This window comes from Pseudomonas sp. GW822-FHT03F08 (assembly GCF_058801265.1).
This window is the reverse complement of sequence record NZ_JBXANC010000005.1, coordinates 17,159-35,394: the sequence shown is the minus strand read 5'-3', so window position 1 is coordinate 35,394 and position 18,236 is coordinate 17,159. Positions and strand designations below refer to the sequence as shown.

The following is an 18,236-nucleotide window of genomic DNA, read 5'->3' as shown; positions in this document are numbered from 1 at the left end:
TCTCAACGGTTTTGGTCAGGGTTCCACTGGGCGTAACGCTGGCCGCGCAGGAACTGCCACAGGCCGATGCTCATGCCGGCCAGTGTCACCAGCAGGAATGCCGCAAGGCGGAACGGTTTGGGTAAGCGGTGTTGCGAATCCAGCAGGCCGGCAATCGCGATGCCGTACCCAAGCAGTTGCGCGATCAGGCTCAGGCGATAGAAACCGTGGTCGTCCCACAGCCAGAAATTGCTCAGCAGCAACGGCAGCAAAAGAATCGGTGCCAGACGCCGGATCAGTTTGTGGCTGATCAACGCAATCGAATACAGCCCGTGCTTGAGCGGATTGAGCAGTTCGCTGCGCTGGGCCAGGCTTTGCAGGCCGCCGACGGTGACCCGCTGACGCCGACGGAACTGTTTGTCCGCTTCATCGACGCCGTGGTCGATCACTTGCGCTTCAGGCACGTAAACGATGCGTTTGAACTTCACCGGGGCGCAGGTGCTGATGAAGAAGTCGTCGTTGACCTCCGCCGGCACGTCCTCGAACAGTTCCCGGCGCAGGGCGAGCAACGCGCCATCGGCGGAGACCATGCAACCGGTGCGGTTCTCGACCCGCCGCAGCCAGCCTTCGTAATGCCGGTACAGGCTGTCGCCGACACTCAAGCCGCCGCCGGTGACCGGGATCACCATGTGCCCGGCGCAGGCGCCGACCTGCGGATCGCTGAGGGGCGCGAGCAGGTAGCCGAGGGTTTCCCGCGACCATTGGTTGTCGGCGTCGGTGAACACCAGAATGTCCCCCGTGGCCAGCGCCGCGCCGGCATTGAGCGTCGCGGCTTTGCCCTGACGCGGCAGGTCGAGCACGGTGATTCGCGGGTCGACGACCTTGTGCGCGCACGCCACCGTGTCATCGGTGGAGCCGTCGCTGGCCAGAATGATTTGCAGGGTGGCCGGCTGATAATCCTGGGACAGCAGCGAGCGCAGCTTGTGTTCGATATGCCGCGCCTCGTTGTGCGCGGCGATCACGATGCTGATGTTCAGCGGCGGCGCCGGGCTGTGGCGCCACGCCGGGAACAGCGGCGCCAGCAGCGTCAGCAGCAACGGGTAGCCGACATAGGCGTACACCGGCAGCAGCAGGCACATCCAGAAAATGAACTCAGCCACGGGCAGGCCTCCTGGCATTCCAATGACACAGACTGAGAATGAACGCCGCACCCGCCAGGTGCAGGCGTACCCAATGCAGCCCCCACAGTTGCAGGGTCAGGCCGAGGTCATGCTGTTGGCGACTCTGACGGATGCTGAGTACCAGCGCCGGTATCGTGGTCAGTGTCACCATGACGGCGGCGTGATGGGGGAAACCGTTGAGCAGCGCGGAAATCGCCAGCAGATCCAGCAGCCACGCGGCCAGCGACAGCAATGGAAAACGCAGCAATCGCAGGCTGAACCCGTGAGTGCGCAGCAGTTGCAGGTGACTGCCCTGGCGCCACATTTCCTTGCCCATCCATTCGCGCCAGTTCATCTCGTAGCCCCAGTGCAGGGCCACGCTTTCGTTGACCGACAGCAGCCGCGCCCCCTGTTCGCGCTGGCGCAGGGTGAACTCTTTGTCTTCGCCGGTGCGCAGGGTTTCGTTGAACCCGCCGACCTTGTCGAACCAGCGCCGACGCATCAGCAGGTTGGCACTGGGCAGCCAGTCCACGGCATGGGCGGCGTGGGAGATCGGCCGTTGGGTACGGCGTTGCCAGGCCACGGCGTACCACGGCGCGGCGGCGGGGGTGTGCAGATCCAGCCCGAACACGTCGGCGTGGTTTTCGGCTTCGAGGGCGAACAGCCCGGTCAGCCAGTCTTCGGGCATTTCGATGTCGGCGTCGATGAACGCCAGCCATTCGCCGGTGGCGATGGCGGTACCGCGATTGCGCAAGGCGCCGATCAACACGCCTGGCACGACCAGCACTTGCGCACCGAACTGGCGAGCGATCTGAGGGCCGTCATCGCTGGAACCGTTATCGACCACGATCAGTTCACACTCGACATTGGCCGCGTGCGCGGCTTTTTGCGCGGCCAGCAGGGTACGGCCGATGTGACGGCCCTCGTTGTACATCGGGATGACAACACTGATCCGGCTCATGCCCGGGCCTCCGTCAACGGTGTTTGCTCGGCTTTCAGGCGCAGGACACTGGTCAGCGCGAGCATGATCCACACGTACTTCTGATTCGGTGCACTGAGAAACATCAGGAACAGCGTCAGCGACAGGAAGCTCACGCCAAGGTGGGTCATCAGGTCCGCTTGATCCCAGTCCCGTCGTTGCATCCAGGCGCGACGGGCGCGGATCAGGTTGTACAGGCCCAGGCCGAGCATGCCGACGAACAACAGGCCGGCGGGAACCCCCAGTTCGCTGAAGACTTCCAGGTAGGTGTTGTGGGCGCGGCGGTACAGGTCGCCGATCTTGCGGTTGGCGGAGAATGCCTTGGCGTAACCGGTGGTGGCGTAATGCAGCGGGAAGGTGCCGGGGCCGGAACCGAGCAGCGGATTCTCGCGGATCATCTGGCTGCCGACCACGATGTACGAGGCACGGCGACCGAGGGATTCGTCATCGTGGCCACGGGCACCGGCGCTCAATACGCTCAACGACTGGATGCGCGCGATGTAGCCGGCGGGCATTGCGTAGATCGCCAGTGGAATCACGATCGCCAGGCCGAGCATCGCGAAGCCGAGGTGACGCGGACGAATCCGCGACAGTTGCGCGCGGTAGTGCCAGCAACCGATCACCAGACTCAACGCCAGTACCACCAGCCCGGAACGGGATTCGGTCTTGGTCATGCCGCCGAGCAACAGCAGGCAGCACGCGCCCCAGAACAGCCGGTGCAGCAGGTTCGGGCCGCGAATCACCAGCAGCAGGCCCAGCGGCACGGCGAACGCGATCAGCAGGGCGAAGGCGTTCGGGTCTTCGAGCAGGCCGGCGGCGCGGCCCTGATCCTGGAATTTGGTCGAAAACATCGCCATGGCGCAGGTGGCGCTGACGCTCAGGGTCACCAGCCGGGCGAACAGGTCGAGGTTCAGTTCACGACCAATCAGCAACGTGATGACGAACAGAATCAGGCCGACACTGAGCTCGCGCAAATGACCCAGTGACATGCCCAGGTCATCGGTGTTGAGCAGGCTCAGGAAGTACAGGACCATGAACCAGATCAGGTAACGCCAGATGTTGCTGCGCAAGCGTTCCGAAGGAATCTGGTGCATCGCCAGTTGCAGCATCAGGATCACCGCCAGCGACGCGCCGATGAGCTTGCTGCCCGACAGCGAACTGTCCTTGAAGAAACCCTCGAACGGCACCAGTGCAGCGATGCCGAGCAGCCCCCAGGTCGGTTTGCGGTACAACACCGCGAACCCCACCAGACCGAGCACCGCGCCCGGCGCCAGATAGGGCCATGGGCTGGCCAGCAAAGCGATGCAGACCAGACCCAGCAGACTGACGATCGAGAGCGGGAAAATCATGCGCGTGCCTCCCGTGCCGTGCGGATGTACAACTGCGACCAGCGCTCGGCCAGGGCCTTGAGGTCGTAGCGGTCCTGTTGCGTGCGTTTGGCGTTGTCGCGCAGTTTGCGCGCCAGCGCGGGTTGGCTCAGCAGCGTGTCGAGCTGGCGGGCGAGGGCGCTGCTGTCGGCCGGCGCGGCCAGCAGGCCGTTGTGCCGGTCTTCCAGCACATCGGGAATCCCGCCGACCGCGAACGCCACCACCGGCACCCCGGTCTGCATGGCCTCCAGCAAAATCATCGGCGTGCCCTCGGTGCGCGAGCTGATCACCAGCGCGTCGAGTTGCTGCCACCAGTGGCGCATGTCGGTCTGATAACCCGGCAGACGAATGCGCTGTTGCAGCCCGGCGGCGTCGATTCGCGCCTGAAGTGCCTCGCGCTCCGGGCCGTCACCGAGCATCACCGCGTCGAGTTGCGGATGTTGATGACACAGCGGGATCAGCGCATCGAGAAACAGGTCCGGACCTTTTTCGCTGCTCAGTCGTCCGACGTACCCGGCGAGCCAGCGCTGATGATCGATCTCCGGCATCCGTTCAGCGACCGCCGCCGGCAGACCGTTGGGGATCACTTGCAGCTTTTCCGCACGGACGCTGGCCTGGCGGTGCAGCACCGCGATGCTTTCGGCCACGCACACCACCCTATCCACCGACGCGGTACGGCAAAGTTGCATGCTCAGCCAGGTGTAGAACTTCTGCTTGCGGCTGCGCGGGGTGAAGCCGTGTTGAGTGATCACCAGCGGCAGCCGTAACAGCGTGGCGCCAACCCAGCCGAACAGCAGGCCTTTGAAATTGTGGGTGTTGATCAACGGACGTTCCGCCCGGCGCTGACGCAGATGCCCGAGCAATGCGCCGAGCCCGGCGCAACCCTGGGCATCGACGCCCGCCGCGCGAAAGCGCTCGATCAGTTCCGGCGGCGCATCGAGAAACAGCACCTGATGCTGCCCCGGTGTCGCCAGGCAATGATCCAGCAACATCCGCTCGGCCCCATAGAAGCCGCCACTGCTGAGCAAATGAATGATCGGCAGGGCGGCGTTCGGGGAGGACGGGGTGCTCAATTGCGCACCCAGTGCACGAAGCTTGGCACGGTCCAGTTCTTGTGCGGATTACCCGGCTGAGTGCTCTGGTCGTTGATCACCAGCAGCACCGGCAGGCCCAGCTCGTGGCTGATTTGCGCCGGGTGTTTGAAGCGGTGATCGAAGAACTCACGCACGTAGACCAACGCAATCGCCAGCAACAGACCAGTGAACAGGCCGAACGGAATGATCAGCAGCGGTTTGGGGAACGCCGCTTCGGTCGGTTCGAACGGCGGGCTCAGGACCCGGGCGTTGGACAGGTCGTCGTTCAGCGAGCGAGTGGTGCTGCTTTCAGCAAAACGCTGGGCGTAGGTCGAGAACGCGGCGTGCAGGGCGTCGATTTCGGTGTCCATCTGCCGCAGCTTGCTCTGGGTCTGCTGCAACTCGTGGATCCGTGCCTTGAACTCGGCGATGCGCGCGGTTTTCTGATCGATCACCTGCTGAACCACGGCCAGGTCGTTGGTGCGCTCCTGAATGCGGTTGCTCACCACTTTGAGGAACTGCTGACGGGTGCGGGCGATCTGCTCCCGGGTCAACAACATCGGCTCGCTGCCAGGCTGGAACACCGCCAGATCGTTCATGTAGCGACTGACCTGGGTGGTCAGTTGCTCGCCCAGCTGTTTGATCTCCCGGTCCTCGAACGCCACGTTGTCGACGGTGGTGGTGAAGGTGTAGGGGAAGGTGTAGTCGTTGAGCTTGTTGTTGCTGGCGGCAGCCAGGCTGGTTTTCAGGTACTCCAGCCAGCGTTGGCTTTGCAGCAGGCGGTCCTGATACAGGTTCAGTGCCTGCTCTTCAGTGTTGATCGCGTTCAGGCGGAAGGTGATTTCTTCCTTCGGATCGGACGCGCCGACACTTTCAAGCAAGGCTTGCCGGTTGCCTTCCAGACCATCGAGACGCACCTGGTACAGGTGTTTTTTCGATTCGTAGAACGACTGCGGCAGGTCGATCGATTGCAGCGCCTGACGGCTCACCAGATAGTTTTGCAGCAGGGCTGAAACGAACGTCGTGCCTTGGTGCGGATCGGGGAAGCTGTAGACGATCGAGATCACGTTGGAGCCGGGCAGGGTCTCGATCTTCAGGCTGTCGATGGCCTGTTGCGTCAGCGCATCGAGGGCGGTGTCGCGCACCGGATCGGTTTCAAGGCCCAGCACGTTGCGCAGCGGGTTGATCAGGTACTGACGCAGCGGCGAGGTGATGTAGCGCTTGAACGGCTCGCCAATCAGCCGGGCGAAGACGCCGGGCGACGGGGTGTATTCACCCTTGTCCCGCAGTTCGCTGATGGTCTGACGGATCAGCGCCGGCGAGCGCAGGATGTTGCTCTCGGTTTCCATGTCCGCCAGCGACGGCGGGATGAACGTGGCGTTGTCCACGGTCAGTGACGTGGTGGCGTCGCCCTGGGAGAGTTTTTTCGACTGCACGATCACCTGGGCGGTGATATCGAAGCTCTGTTTGAGCACCAGCGGCAGCACCAGCGCGATCACTGCAAAGATCAGGAAGACACGCTTCACCAGTTGCTTGTTGGCGAAGAAGATCCTGAAGAACTCATGCAGGTAGTTTTCCTTTGGATTCATGTCAGGTCACCCGAGAGTCAGTTGTTGTTGCTGCCTTTGTTGTCGACGCGATAGCCGAAGCTGAAACCCACGCCCTGGAACAGCACTACATCGGCCAGTTGCCTTGCGAGTTCGCCGGCGCTGGCCAGTTTGGTTTTCGGCACGTAGAGCATGTCGTCCGGTTGCAGGTAGGCGATCTGCGAAGCATCGCCGGACAGCGCCTTCTCGACGTCGTAACGCACGGCCTGCACCTGATTGCCATTGCGGCGCATGATCACCACGGAATCCAGGCGCGCCTTGACGTTGGTGCCACGGGCCAGGGTCAGCGCTTCAAGCACCGAGACCGGCCGACGGATCGGGTAGGAGCCCGGCTGGCCGACTTCACCCAGCACGTAGATCTCGTTGCCGGCGGTGGACTTGAGCAGCACGTCCACGGTCATCCGTCCCGGCAGTTGCGCGTAGCGTTTGTTGAGGAAGGTTTCCAGTTGATTGACGGTCATGCCTTGCAGCGGCACGGCGCCGATTTCCGGGAAGCTCGCATAGCCGTCGGTGCCCACGGTGATCTCGCGGCTCATGCCGGTGGCCGGGTGGTTGAGGGCGCTCTTGAGGTTCTGCTCATTGGTCAGCGGGCTGATGATCTGCACGGTCAGCTGATTGCGATTGGGCTGGAACAGCTGCTTGCGTTGGTAGGCACGCTGGATTTCCTGGCGCGCTTCGTCGCTGGTCAGCCCGGCGATTTTCACCGAGGTGTTGGCGCCCGGCAGTTCGATGGTGCCGTCCGGCAGCACCAGCTGATTGCCGTTGAGCTGGCTGGCGGCGGTGAAGTTCAGACCGATCTGGTCACCCGATTGCACGCGGTAGGCGTCCGAACCGCTGGTGCTGATGTGGAAGATCACATCCAGCACATCCTGCGGGCGCAAGGTCTGTTCGACCTTGGGCATGTCGGTGGCCTGGGCGTTGGCCGGCGGGGCGGTGAGGATATTCACCGGCATGCTCTGGGTTTCCGAGTTGCTGGAGCAACCTGCAAGCGGCAGCATCAGCAGAACCAGTATCTTGGCGTTCATGGCGTCATCCCTCGCGTTTGCTTACAGGTTTTTGTAGAGCCATTTGGGCATGTAGTACTTGCGCCGGTTGAACACGCTGCCCACCACTTTCGCCCCGGCCTGGGTCAGCCGTTGCACCGCGGCCTGGGCGACTTCCCAGCGGGTGTCCTCGGCACGCACCACGAACACCACCCCGTCGACCTGCGTGCTGATGACCAGGGTGTCGGCGGCCGAATACACCGCATCGCCGTCGATCACCACGAAGCGGTACTGGCTCCCCAACTGATCGAGCAACGGGCTCAGGCGCTCGGCGGTCAGGTGCTCCATGGTGCGGATCGGCCGGCCGTTGGGCAGCACGTGGAACGGCAGGCTCGACACCTGCACCACGCAGTCCTGCAACAGCGGCGGGCTATCCGGGTTGAACAGCAAGTCGCGCAGGCCGCGCTCCTTGCTCAGGCTCAGTTGCTGGGTGAGGTTGCCGGCCGACTGGCTGGCATCGACGTAGAGCACCAGACCGCTGCTCATTTGTGCCAGTTGACTGGCCAGGGCCAGTGCGCTGGTGGTCGTGCCAGCGCCGGGGTTGGCGGCGGTCAGGAACAGGATCCGCAGATCCAGATCCAGCACGGTCGAGGTCAGGTTTGACTCGCTGGGGCTGGCAATGCTCAGGCTTTTGTTGGTTGAACCGTCCATTAGCTTGCTCCGTGGCCGCTGAATACTTTGAAAGGGGTTTTCAACAGAATCTTCAGATCAAGCAAAAGGCTCTGCTCGGCGATGTAGCTGAGGTCCAACTCAACGCGCTGGTCGAAGTCGATGTTGCTGCGTCCGGAGATCTGCCACAGGCCGGTCATGCCGGGGTAGATCGCCAGGCGCGCGAGGTGACTGTCCTTGTAGCGGTAGGCGTTGAACGAAGTCGGGCGAGGGCCGACCAGGCGCATGTCGCCGGTCACCACGTTGATCAGGTTGGGCAGTTCGTCGAGGCTGGTGCGCCGCAGGAAACCGCCGATCCGGGTGATGCGCGGGTCCTTGTCGATCTTGAAATCGATGGCATCGGCACCGTGCTTGTTGAGGTGGCGCAGCGATTCTTTCAGCTCTTCGGCGTTGGCGACCATGGTGCGGAACTTGAACATGCCGAACTTGCGGCCGCGATAGCCGGTGCGTTTCTGCACGAACATCACCGGGCCCTTGCTGGTGAACTTGATGGCAAGTGCCAGACCGATCAGCAACGGGGAAATCATCACCAGAATGACCAACGCGCCGAAGCACGCCACCACGCGATTGGTGCGGGACAGTTGCCACGGCCGGCCGCCCTCGCGACCGGTCACCCAGCCCTGGCCCTGGCGGTGGATCGCCGCGTCGAGGCGCATTCGCTGTTCCGGATCCATGCGTTTGTCTCGAACCAATTGTTGGATCGGTACACCTTTCTCATGTCCAGTCATGCAGTCCTCCGCTGATGTTCAGCCGCGAGCGGCGCGTGGGCGATAGGCCGTGGGGTAGTAGTCGCGATACCAGGCGATGAAACGCCCCAGTCCTTCATCCAGCTCGATCCGGGGCTGGAACCCGGTGGCCTGGGCCAGATCATCGGTGTCGGCACAGGTGTTGAGCACGTCGCCCGGTTGCAGGGGCAAGAGCTCGACCACGGCTTTCTGACCGAGGTGCTTTTCCATCAGCGCCAGGTAGGTTTTCAGTTCCACCGGGTGGTGGCCGCCAATGTTGAACAGGCACCACGGGGCCATGCTGCTGCCCGCGTCGGGGTGCTCGCGGTCCCACTCCGGATGGTTGTGTGGCGGGTGGTCGGTGAGGCGCGCGATGCTTTCGACGATGTCGTCGATGTAGGTGAAATCACGCTGGTGCCGACCGTAGTTGAACAGCTTCAGTGGCGTGCCTTCGGTGATGGCCCGGGCGAACTGGATCGGCGACATGTCGGGCCGGCCCCAGGGCCCGTACACCGTGAAAAAGCGCAGCCCGGTGCAAGGAATCCCGAACAGGTGGCTGTAACTGTGAGCCATCAGCTCGTTGGCTTTCTTGGTCGCGGCGTACAGCGACAGCGGGTGATTGACGCCGTCGTGCACCGAGTACGGGATGTGCTGGTTGGCGCCGTACACCGAGCTCGACGAGGCATAGATCAAGTGTTCAACCGGGTGATGCCGGCAGCACTCCAGAATGTTCAGGAAGCCACTGAGGTTGCTGTCCATGTAGGCCCGTGGATTTTCCAGCGAGTAACGCACCCCGGCCTGCGCCGCGAGGTGGATCACCACTTGCGGGCATTCACGGACGAAGAGGGCGTCGACGGCGGCGGCATCGGCCAGGTCAACCCGGGCGATCTGGAAATCACCGACCTGATCGCGCACCCATTGCACGCGATCCAGTTTGAGCTGCGGGTCGTAGTAGCCGTTGAAGTTGTCGAGGCCAACCACCTGATGCCCGTCGCGCAACAGTCGCAACGCGCAATGGGCACCAATGAACCCGGCCGCACCGGTGACGAGGATTTTCATGGGCGCAACCCGTCGGGCGAAATGTGTCGCAGACCGATGCCGCTGTAGTGCAGGCCGGCGGCCGCCACTTGTTCCGGGTTGTAGAGGTTGCGTCCGTCGATGATCACTTTGGAGCGCAGCTTGTCGGCCAGCAGCTCGAAATCCACCACGCGGAAATTCTTCCACTCGGTGCAGATCACCAGCGCATCGGCGTCTTCCAGGGTGTCGTCGCGGGTGGCGCACAGGTGCAGGTCATCGCGGTAGCCGTAAATGCGCCGGCACTCGGACATCGCTTCCGGATCGTAGGCCTGGACGCTGGCGCCTTCGGCCCACAGCGCATCCATCAGATAGCGGCTGGGGGCTTCGCGCATGTCATCGGTATTTGGCTTGAACGCCAGGCCCCAGACGGCAATGGATTTGCCGGCCAGACCTTGCGGGAATTGCGCCTTGAGTTTGCTGAACAGGATGTGCCGCTGCGTGTCGTTGACGTCGGTGACACTGCGCAGCAGTTTCAGCGGCATGCCGTTGTGCTCGGCGGTGTGCAGCAGGGCGCGCAGATCCTTGGGAAAGCACGAGCCACCGAAGCCGCAGCCGGGGTAGATGAAGTGATAGCCGATGCGCGGGTCGGAACCGATGCCCTTGCGCACCGCTTCGATGTCGGCGCCCAGCAGCTCGGTGAGATTGGCCAGCTCGTTCATAAAGCTGATGCGGGTGGCGAGCATCGCATTGGCCGCGTACTTGGTCAGCTCGGCGCTGCGGTTGTCCATGAACATCAGTTTTTCGTGGTTGCGGCAGAACGGCGCGTACAACTCGCTCATCTGCGCGCGTGCTTCATCGTCCTGAGTGCCGACGATGATCCGGTCGGGGCGCATGCAGTCGGCGAGGGCGCTGCCCTCCTTGAGGAATTCGGGGTTGGAGACGATCCGCACGTTCAGGCCGCTTTTGCCGCGCCGGTGCAATTCATCGCTGGCGGTCTTCAGCACCTGGTCCGCCGTGCCGACCGGCACCGTGGATTTGATGATCAGCGTGCGATCGGCCTCCATGAAGCTTGCGATCTGCCGCGCCACGTTGAGCACGTGACTCAGGTCGGCGGAACCGTCTTCGTCGGCCGGGGTGCCCACCGCGATGAAGATCAACTCGGCGTGTTCTACGGCATCGCTGGCCTGGGTGGTGAACAGCAGGCGCCCGGCCTTGATGTTTTCTTCCAAAGTTGCCGATAGACCCGGTTCACTGATCGGCGGAACTGCCTGTTGCAGTTGTTTAATCTTGTTCGGGTCAATATCGACGCACAACACACGATGTCCGACATCGGCGAGTGCCGCAGCTTGAATCAGGCCAACATAGCCCGTACCAAATACGCTCACGTCCATATTGGCGTGCCTCGTAAGACGGTGGAGGAAGATCGAATTGGAACTGTCAAAAGGGGTATAGCGCAGCGTTGGCAAACCATGTCAGCAAAATGACATGTTGCATGTGTATAACACCCCCATTTTTGGGGGCGATTGGCCATCAAGTACTTGCTGTATCTGGATTTGTCCCGTCCTTGACATGTTTTTCACATTTCAAAGAAAACGATAAACGGTCGTAGGCCACAAAATACAAGGCCTGTAACGACTTGGGTGTGTCAGTTTTGAGTCAATGTTTTTTTGACGCTTTTGGCCAAAGTCCGACAGTTCTTGCGCTTTGATGGCCCGCTGCTAGTGTCAGAAAATGGCCGACAAGCGATTGACCAAGCCCTGTCGCAAGCGCCCCGGAATCGCCATGTTTCGATATTTGAAAGAACTGCTTTTAATTATTTATCTACTGCTTTATTCCGAATATTACCTTGAGCGTTTAAACGCCATGGGTATCGGCCCGGCAGTACTTCTTTTTGGCGCGATGTTTTTGGCGCTGACTTTCGCATTATTACTAACGGCCTATATACGTCAGTCGTTCATTCGGCACTTGTTCGCATTAACGATGTTTATTTCGGCGGTGTTTTTTGATGTGTACACCCGGGTCACCGCCGATTACCTGACGTACAGCAGCTTCGTCTCACTGGTGTATTCCGGCGGTTTCATCCAGGAAGCGGCCTACCAGTACCGGGACGCGATCGTCCACGGGGCGCTCAATGGCCTGCTGCTGTTGGTCGGCATCGGTCTCAAGCCACGGCATTCGATCCCCATGCCAAATGCCTGGCGGATCGCGGCGCCGTTGTGCGGCGTACTGCTGCTCAGCGCGGTGTTGTTCATGCGGGCCGGGGAGGGCGCGCGTGGATTGCCGATCATGTACACGCCGCTGGCCTACCTCAACCTGTTCGGCTATGAGGCGCTGCACAACACCGTCGGCCCGCGTGAGCCGGTGACCCTGGCGCGCAACGGGCCTGCGGTGGGCCACGACATCGTGCTGATCATCGACGAAAGCATTTCCGGCAATTACCTGGACATCAACGCGCCGTTCGGTGTGCACAGCAACCTCAAGCAGGCGCCTGCGGGCGTCGACATTTTCAACTACGGCTATGCGGCGTCCATCGCCAATTGCAGTGCCGACACCAACGTCACCCTGCGCTACGGCGGCACCCGCGCCGATTACATGCGCATCAACACCACGCTGCCGTCGATCTGGCAGTACGCCAAAAAGGCCGGCCTGCGCACCGTCTACATCGACGCCCAGCGCACCGGCGGCAACCTGCAGAACCTGATGACCGACACCGAGAAAAAGGACATCGACGAATTCGTGCAATTCGACCAGACCAGCGTCCGTGACCGCGACATGTCCGCCGCTGCCAAACTGATCGAATTGCTCAACGACGACAAACCGGAGCTGGTGGTGATCAACAAGGTCGGCGCGCATTTCCCAGTGCACGACAAATACCCCGATGCGTTCATGGCCTACCGCCCGACCTTGCCGCGCGGCCAGTTCACCGAAGTCGCCGACACCGGCAAGCGCGACGGTTTCAACGGCCAGCCCGATGACTGGGTGCTGTACCGCAATGCCTACAAGAACACGGTGCTGTGGAATGTCGGCGAGTTTTTCTCGCGAGTGTTTGCCCAGGCCAACCTGAACAACGCGCTGCTGATCTACACCTCGGACCACGGCCAGGACCTGCACGAACGCGGCAACCCAGGGCTCAACACCCATTGCGGCGGTGACCCGGTGGAGGAAGAGGGATTGGTGCCGCTGGTGGTGATTCAGGGCGATCAATTGCACACGCTCGACTGGTCGACCCAACTGGCGGCGAACAAGGATCGCTCCAGTCACTACAACATCTTCCCGACCCTGTTGCAGTTGATGGGCTATGACCTCGCGGGGATCGAGTCGGTCTACGGCAAACCGCTGAGCGTGCCGACGGCAGATGATTTCACCTTCAACTACCGCTTCAATGCGCGGTTGGGGGCCAAGCCCGAGTGGAAACACATCGACCTGAACAGCATCGTCACGCCGGGTGAGGCGCCGACCAGCGTTGCCGCCGGACAGTAACCCTGCGCCATCCGCTATCCTTGCCCCACACGGATCGATCGGATGGCGGCATGCTGCAGGTTCAAAACGTCTTCAAGAGCTATCTCACCCCTCAAGGCCCGTTGCCCGTGTTGCAAGGCATCGACCTGACGCTCAAACCCGGCAGCAGTCTGGCGCTGATGGGCGAGTCTGGCAGCGGCAAAAGCACGCTGCTGCATCTGATCGCCGGTCTGGATAAAGTCGACAGCGGCAGCATCCATAGCGGTGAACATCGACTCGACGTCATGAACGAGGCGCAACTGGCCAACTGGCGGCGCACGGAAATCGGTCTGGTGTTCCAGCAGTACAACCTGATTGGCAGCCTGCGGATCGAGGACAACCTGGCGTTTCAGGCGCGGCTCGCCGGGCGGCATGACCCGCGCTGGCAGAACCATCTGGTGCAGCGTCTGGGGCTGGGCGATCTGCTCAAGCGTTATCCCGAACAACTCTCCGGCGGTCAGCAGCAACGGGTCGCGCTCGGCCGGGCATTGGCGTCGCGGCCCAAGCTGTTGCTGGCGGATGAACCCACCGGCAGCCTCGATGAGGCGACCAGCGACGAGGTACTGCGTCTGTTGCTGGAATTGCTCGACGACACACCGACCACCTTGCTGATGGTCACTCACAGTCAGCGCGTGGCGGCGCGACTGGCGGAGCGGGTGGTGTTGTCCAGCGGTCGACTGACGTGAGGGTTTTTCGGCAAACGTTGATCGCGTTGCTCAGTCACTGGCGGCGGCATCCGGTGCAGTTTTTCAGCGTGCTGACCGGACTGTGGCTGGCCACCAGCCTGTTGACCGGTGTCGAAGCGCTCAACAGTCAGGCGCGGGACAGTTACGCCCGCGCCAGCCAGATGATTGGCGGCGAACCCCAGGCCAGCCTGAGCACGCCGAATGGCGCGACGTTTTCCCAGCAATGGTTTGTCGATCTGCGCCGTCAGGGCTGGCCGGTATCGCCGGTGCTGCAAGGCCGGTTGATCCTCAAGGGGCACGAATCCCAGCGCCTGCAATTGATGGGCATCGAGCCGGTGTCCCTGCCGGCCGACAGCGCGGTGGCGGGGCAGGCGATGCCGATCGAACGCATCGTCGATTTCTTCAGCCCGCCGGGCAGCACCTGGATTTCTCCCGAGACCTTGCAGGCGTTGAACCTGGTCGAGGGTGCAACAGCGCAAACCGAAACCGGCCAGACGTTGCCGCCGTTGCGGGCGCAAACGGACATGGCTCCCGGTGTGCTGTTGGTAGACATTGGCGTCGCTCAGCGTGTGCTTGAACAACCCGATCAATTGTCGCGGCTGCTGTTGCCGAAGGACTTTCACGCCGACATGCCGGCGGCGTTCAAAGGCCAGTTGCAGCTCAAGAGCAGCGGTGAAGAAAACAATCTGGCGCGGCTGACCGAAAGCTTTCACCTCAACCTCGATGCCCTGGGATTTCTCTCGTTTGTCGTTGGCCTGTTCATCGTCCATGCCGCCATCGGCCTCGCACTGGAACAGCGCCGTGGGCTGTTGCGCACGTTGCGCGCCTGCGGTGTCAGCGCGCGGATGCTGATCGCTTGCCTGATCGTCGAACTCGGTGCACTGGCGTTGATCGGCGGCCTGTTCGGCGTCGTCAGCGGTTACTGGCTGGCGAGCGTGCTGTTGCCGGATGTCGCCGCCAGCCTGCGCGGGTTGTACGGCGCGGAAGTGGCGGGGCAGTTGCGCCTGAGTTCGTGGTGGTGGTTCAGCGGTATCGGCTTGAGCCTGCTCGGCGCGTTGCTGGCCGGGGCCAACAGTCTGCTGCGGGCCGCGCGTCTGCCGTTGCTGGCGGTGGCCGATCCGCAAGCCTGGCATGAACAGCATGCGCGCTGGTTGCGCCGGCAGGGCTGGGTCGCCGGGGTGTTTGCCGCGATTGCGTCGATCGCGCTGCTGTTGGGCAACAGTCTGGCCAGTGGTTTTGTGTTGATGGCGGGGTTGCTGCTCGGCGCGGCGCTGGCGTTGCCGGTGGTGCTCAGTGCGCTGTTGAACGGCTTGCTCGTGCGCAGTCGTTCGGTGCTGGGGCAGTGGTTTCTCGCCGATTGCCGACAGCAATTGCCGGCGCTGAGTCTGGCGCTGATGGCGTTGCTGTTGGCGATGGCGGCAAACATCGGCGCCGGCAGCATGACCGCCGGTTTCCGCCAGACCTTCAACGACTGGCTCGAACAACGCCTCACTGCCGAGCTCTATCTGAACCCGAACAATCCGGCACAGGCGCGCGAACTCTACAGCTGGCTGAAACAGCAACCGAGCGTCGCGGCGGTCCTGCCCAACTGGCAGGTTTCGGTGACGCTGCAAGGCTGGCCGACGGAGGTGTTCGGCATCATTGATCATCCGCACTACCGCCAGCACTGGCCGCTGCTCGAAGCCCGGGGCGACGATCCGTGGGCGGCGCTGGCCACGGACGATGCGGTGATGCTCAGCGAACAACTCGCCCGCCGGCTCAAGGTTCGGCCGGGCGATCACCTGACGATTCCCACGCCGGGCCTGCCGTGGTCGCCGCGCATCGTCGGGATCTACGCCGACTACGGCAATCCCAAGGGGCATGTGCTGGTCAACAGCAATCACCTGTTGCGCAGTTGGCCGCAACTGACGCCAAACCGTTTCAACCTGCGTATCGATCCGTCGAAAATGCCCGCACTGCTGAGCGCCTTGCAGGCGCGTTTCCAGCTCGACGACAGCCGCATCGTCGATCAGGCGCGGCTCAAGGGCTGGTCGGTGCAGGTTTTTGAGCGAACCTTCGCCGCGACGGCCGCGCTCAACAGCCTGACGCTCGCCGTCGCCGGGGTGGCGCTGTTCATCAGCCTGCTGACCCAGAGCCAGAGCCGCCTCGGCCAACTGGCGCCGCTGTGGGCCCTGGGGGTGACGCGACGGCAATTGATGCTGCTCAATCTCGGTCAGACCTGGTTGCTCGCGGTGCTGACGCTGGTGCTGGCATTGCCGTTGGGCATCGGGTTGGCGTGGTGTCTGGATGCGGTGATCAACGTCCAGGCCTTTGGCTGGCGTCTGCCGTTGCGGGTGTTTCCGTGGCAGTTGTTGCAACTGACCGGGCTGGCCTTGCTGGCGACGTTGCTGGCCTCGGCGTGGCCGATGTATTCGCTGTACCGCACGCAACCGGCGGACTTGTTGAGGACGTTTGCCCATGAGGATTAGCTTCGTCGTGGTGTTTCTGGCGTTGTTGCTCAGTGGTTGCGACAACCCGGCACCGGAGCAGAAAGGCTTCGCCGGGATGGGCGCCCAGGCGCAGGCCTTCACACCGGTGGTGCCGGGGCGGGTGTTCAGCTTTCCGGCGGATCACGGCGCCCATGACGGTTTTCGCATCGAGTGGTGGTATGTGACGGCCAATCTCAAGGATGCCCAGGGCAATGATTTCGGCGTGCAGTGGACGTTGTTTCGTAGCGCATTGAACGCCTCGCCGGAACAACCGGGCTGGGCCAACCAAACGATCTGGCTTGGCCATGCGGCGGTGACGTCGGCCAGCGTCCACCACGCCGCCGAACGTTACGCCCGTGGCGGCGTCGGGCAGGCCGGGGTGCGTGCGGCGCCGTTCGAGGCGTGGATCGATGACTGGCGTTTCGTCAGTCAGGCGAGCGATCCGTTGGGCGACATGCAGCTCAGCGCAAAGGACAAAAACTTCAGCTACCAACTGCACCTGACCTCCAGCCGCCCGCTGGTGCTGCAAGGCGATCACGGCTTCAGTCAGAAATCCGAACAGGGCCAGGCGTCGTATTACTACAGCCAGCCGTTTTTCCAGGCCAGCGGCACCCTGCAAATCGACGGCAACACCTACGCCGTCAACGGCCCGGCCTGGCTCGACCGCGAATGGAGCAGCCAACCGCTGACCGCCAACCAGACCGGTTGGGACTGGTTCTCCCTGCATCTGGACGACGGCGCGCACGTCATGCTCTACCGCATGCGCCAGAAGGAAGGCGCGCCGTACTTGACCGGCACCTGGATTGCCGCCGATGGCCAGACCGAAACGCTGCACGCCGAGCAGATCAAACTGACCCCGCAGGACACCGCGAAGGTTGCTGGCCGTTCGATGCCGGTGCGTTGGTCGATCGGGATTCCGGAAAAAAATCTGCAGATCACCCTCGATGCAATCAACCCGGACGCCTGGATGAACCTGCGCATCCCATACTGGGAGGGGCCGGTGCGGTTGAGCGGCAGTCAGGGCGGGCAGGGTTATCTGGAGATGACCGGGTACTGATTCGCCCTGTGCGAGGAGCAACGGTCGATCAGCGTCTATGCTCCTTCGCACGCATTGCGCTGAAACCGATTCGGCGCGGTGTGCTGCCATTCATCACAGGGAAAGTACCGCTTATGAAGCTCCAAGCACTGACGCACGCCATCGCACTTGCCACTGTCCTGTCCGCCACCAGCCTCACGGCATTGGCCGCCGACATTCCACTGTCCGCAGCGGTCGAGGCCGACCAGGTCACCACCAAAGTATTGGCGGTCGACCCGGCCAATCATCAGGTTGTCCTTGAAGGCGCGGAAGGTCGCCAGGTGCACATTCAGCTCAGCGACAAGGCGAAAAACCTCGGCAACCTGAAGGTTGGCGACAAAGTCGACATCCAGGTTACACATTCGATCGCCGCTTTCCTGGACACCGACGTGGATAAAGGTCTGCCTGGCTCCACCGAGCGTACCGGTGAGCTGCGCAACGCCGTGGGCAGCAGCAACCCCGGTGGCGAGGCGTTCCGTCAGATTCAGGTGCAACTGAAAATCACCAGAATTGATTTGAAGAAAAAGCAGGTCACTCTGGAAAACCCTTCGGGCCAATCGAAAACCCTCAACGTCGAAAAGCCTGAAATCCAAGCCAAGCTCAAAGATCTGAAAGTCGGACAGAGCGTTGTGGTCACTTACACCGATGTATTAAAAGTGACCAGTGCACATGAAAGCTGAGTATTAACTCTACAGATTGACTGTTCTTGTACAAATAGTTGTATGAGAACAGTCATATGAAATGTTTGAGTGGGAGAATTCTGAAAGTTTGTCGGGAAATATCGATGATCAATATTCGTTAACGTTTTAGTACATAAAATTCATTATCAATTAGCACGACATATCCGCCAACTTCCATTAAAATCCCTCCCGTTCGCCCAGTGTCAGGGC

At 62.0% G+C, this 18,236-nt stretch carries 15 protein-coding genes; 5 read left to right on the top strand and 10 right to left on the bottom strand.

Features of this window, described 5'->3' with window-relative positions:
• Window positions 1-2: 2 nt before the first annotated feature.
• The 10 genes from AC1RME_RS13620 to AC1RME_RS13575 are packed head-to-tail and all read right to left on the bottom strand — an operon-like array spanning window position 3 to window position 11,010.
• Window positions 3-1,139, bottom strand: coding sequence for a glycosyltransferase (locus tag AC1RME_RS13620; protein ID WP_096821346.1), 1,137 nt, complete (start codon window positions 1,137-1,139; stop codon window positions 3-5).
• Window positions 1,132-2,100, bottom strand: a complete 969-nt coding sequence (locus tag AC1RME_RS13615; RefSeq protein ID WP_096821347.1) for a glycosyltransferase — start codon at window positions 2,098-2,100, stop codon at window positions 1,132-1,134. The genes AC1RME_RS13620 and AC1RME_RS13615 overlap by 8 nt, the downstream gene beginning before the upstream one ends.
• Window positions 2,097-3,467, bottom strand: coding sequence for an O-antigen ligase family protein (locus tag AC1RME_RS13610; RefSeq protein WP_096821348.1), 1,371 nt, complete (start codon window positions 3,465-3,467; stop codon window positions 2,097-2,099). The genes AC1RME_RS13615 and AC1RME_RS13610 overlap by 4 nt, the downstream gene beginning before the upstream one ends.
• A complete protein-coding gene (locus tag AC1RME_RS13605) occupies window positions 3,464-4,558 on the bottom strand; it encodes a glycosyltransferase family 4 protein (RefSeq protein WP_096821349.1) in 1,095 nt (364 codons plus the stop codon). Before AC1RME_RS13605 ends, AC1RME_RS13610 begins: the two co-directional genes overlap by 4 nt.
• Window positions 4,555-6,147: a GumC family protein gene (locus tag AC1RME_RS13600; RefSeq protein WP_096821350.1), complete on the bottom strand. Its 1,593-nt coding sequence runs from the start codon at window positions 6,145-6,147 to the stop codon at window positions 4,555-4,557. The genes AC1RME_RS13605 and AC1RME_RS13600 overlap by 4 nt, the downstream gene beginning before the upstream one ends.
• Window positions 6,148-6,164: 17 nt before the next feature.
• Window positions 6,165-7,190, bottom strand: coding sequence for a polysaccharide biosynthesis/export family protein (locus AC1RME_RS13595; RefSeq protein WP_096821351.1), 1,026 nt, complete (start codon window positions 7,188-7,190; stop codon window positions 6,165-6,167).
• A 21-nt stretch (window positions 7,191-7,211) separates the two neighbouring features.
• Entirely contained in the window at window positions 7,212-7,859 is a 648-nt protein-coding gene (locus AC1RME_RS13590; protein ID WP_096821352.1) for a CpsD/CapB family tyrosine-protein kinase, read from the bottom strand.
• Window positions 7,859-8,605 carry a sugar transferase gene (locus AC1RME_RS13585; RefSeq protein ID WP_096821353.1) on the bottom strand — a complete coding sequence of 249 codons (747 nt, stop codon included), beginning with the start codon at window positions 8,603-8,605 and terminating at the stop codon, window positions 7,859-7,861. The genes AC1RME_RS13590 and AC1RME_RS13585 overlap by 1 nt, the downstream gene beginning before the upstream one ends.
• An 18-nt stretch (window positions 8,606-8,623) precedes the next feature.
• Window positions 8,624-9,661 carry an NAD-dependent epimerase gene (locus tag AC1RME_RS13580; RefSeq protein ID WP_096821354.1) on the bottom strand — a complete coding sequence of 346 codons (1,038 nt, stop codon included), beginning with the start codon at window positions 9,659-9,661 and terminating at the stop codon, window positions 8,624-8,626.
• The gene (locus AC1RME_RS13575; protein WP_096821355.1) at window positions 9,658-11,010 is read right to left on the bottom strand and encodes a UDP-glucose dehydrogenase family protein; all 1,353 of its coding nucleotides are present in this window, start codon (window positions 11,008-11,010) and stop codon (window positions 9,658-9,660) included. The genes AC1RME_RS13580 and AC1RME_RS13575 overlap by 4 nt, the downstream gene beginning before the upstream one ends.
• Before the next feature lie 391 nt (window positions 11,011-11,401).
• Between AC1RME_RS13575 and AC1RME_RS13570 the strand changes: the two genes are divergently transcribed.
• The 5 genes from AC1RME_RS13570 (at window position 11,402) to AC1RME_RS13550 (ending at window position 18,026) form a co-directional block, all read left to right on the top strand.
• Window positions 11,402-13,099, top strand: a complete 1,698-nt coding sequence (locus tag AC1RME_RS13570; protein ID WP_096821356.1) for a sulfatase-like hydrolase/transferase — start codon at window positions 11,402-11,404, stop codon at window positions 13,097-13,099.
• 50 nt (window positions 13,100-13,149) lie between these two features.
• Window positions 13,150-13,803 carry an ABC transporter ATP-binding protein gene (locus AC1RME_RS13565; protein WP_096821357.1) on the top strand — a complete coding sequence of 218 codons (654 nt, stop codon included), beginning with the start codon at window positions 13,150-13,152 and terminating at the stop codon, window positions 13,801-13,803.
• A complete protein-coding gene (locus AC1RME_RS13560) occupies window positions 13,800-16,271 on the top strand; it encodes an ABC transporter permease (RefSeq protein WP_096821358.1) in 2,472 nt (823 codons plus the stop codon). The genes AC1RME_RS13565 and AC1RME_RS13560 overlap by 4 nt, the downstream gene beginning before the upstream one ends.
• Window positions 16,261-17,328 (top strand): lipocalin-like domain-containing protein, encoded by a 1,068-nt coding sequence (locus AC1RME_RS13555; RefSeq protein ID WP_096821359.1) that lies wholly within the window; start codon window positions 16,261-16,263, stop codon window positions 17,326-17,328. Before AC1RME_RS13560 ends, AC1RME_RS13555 begins: the two co-directional genes overlap by 11 nt.
• Window positions 17,329-17,441: 113 nt before the next feature.
• Window positions 17,442-18,026, top strand: coding sequence for a hypothetical protein (locus AC1RME_RS13550; RefSeq protein WP_096821360.1), 585 nt, complete (start codon window positions 17,442-17,444; stop codon window positions 18,024-18,026).
• Window positions 18,027-18,236 lie beyond the last annotated feature (210 nt).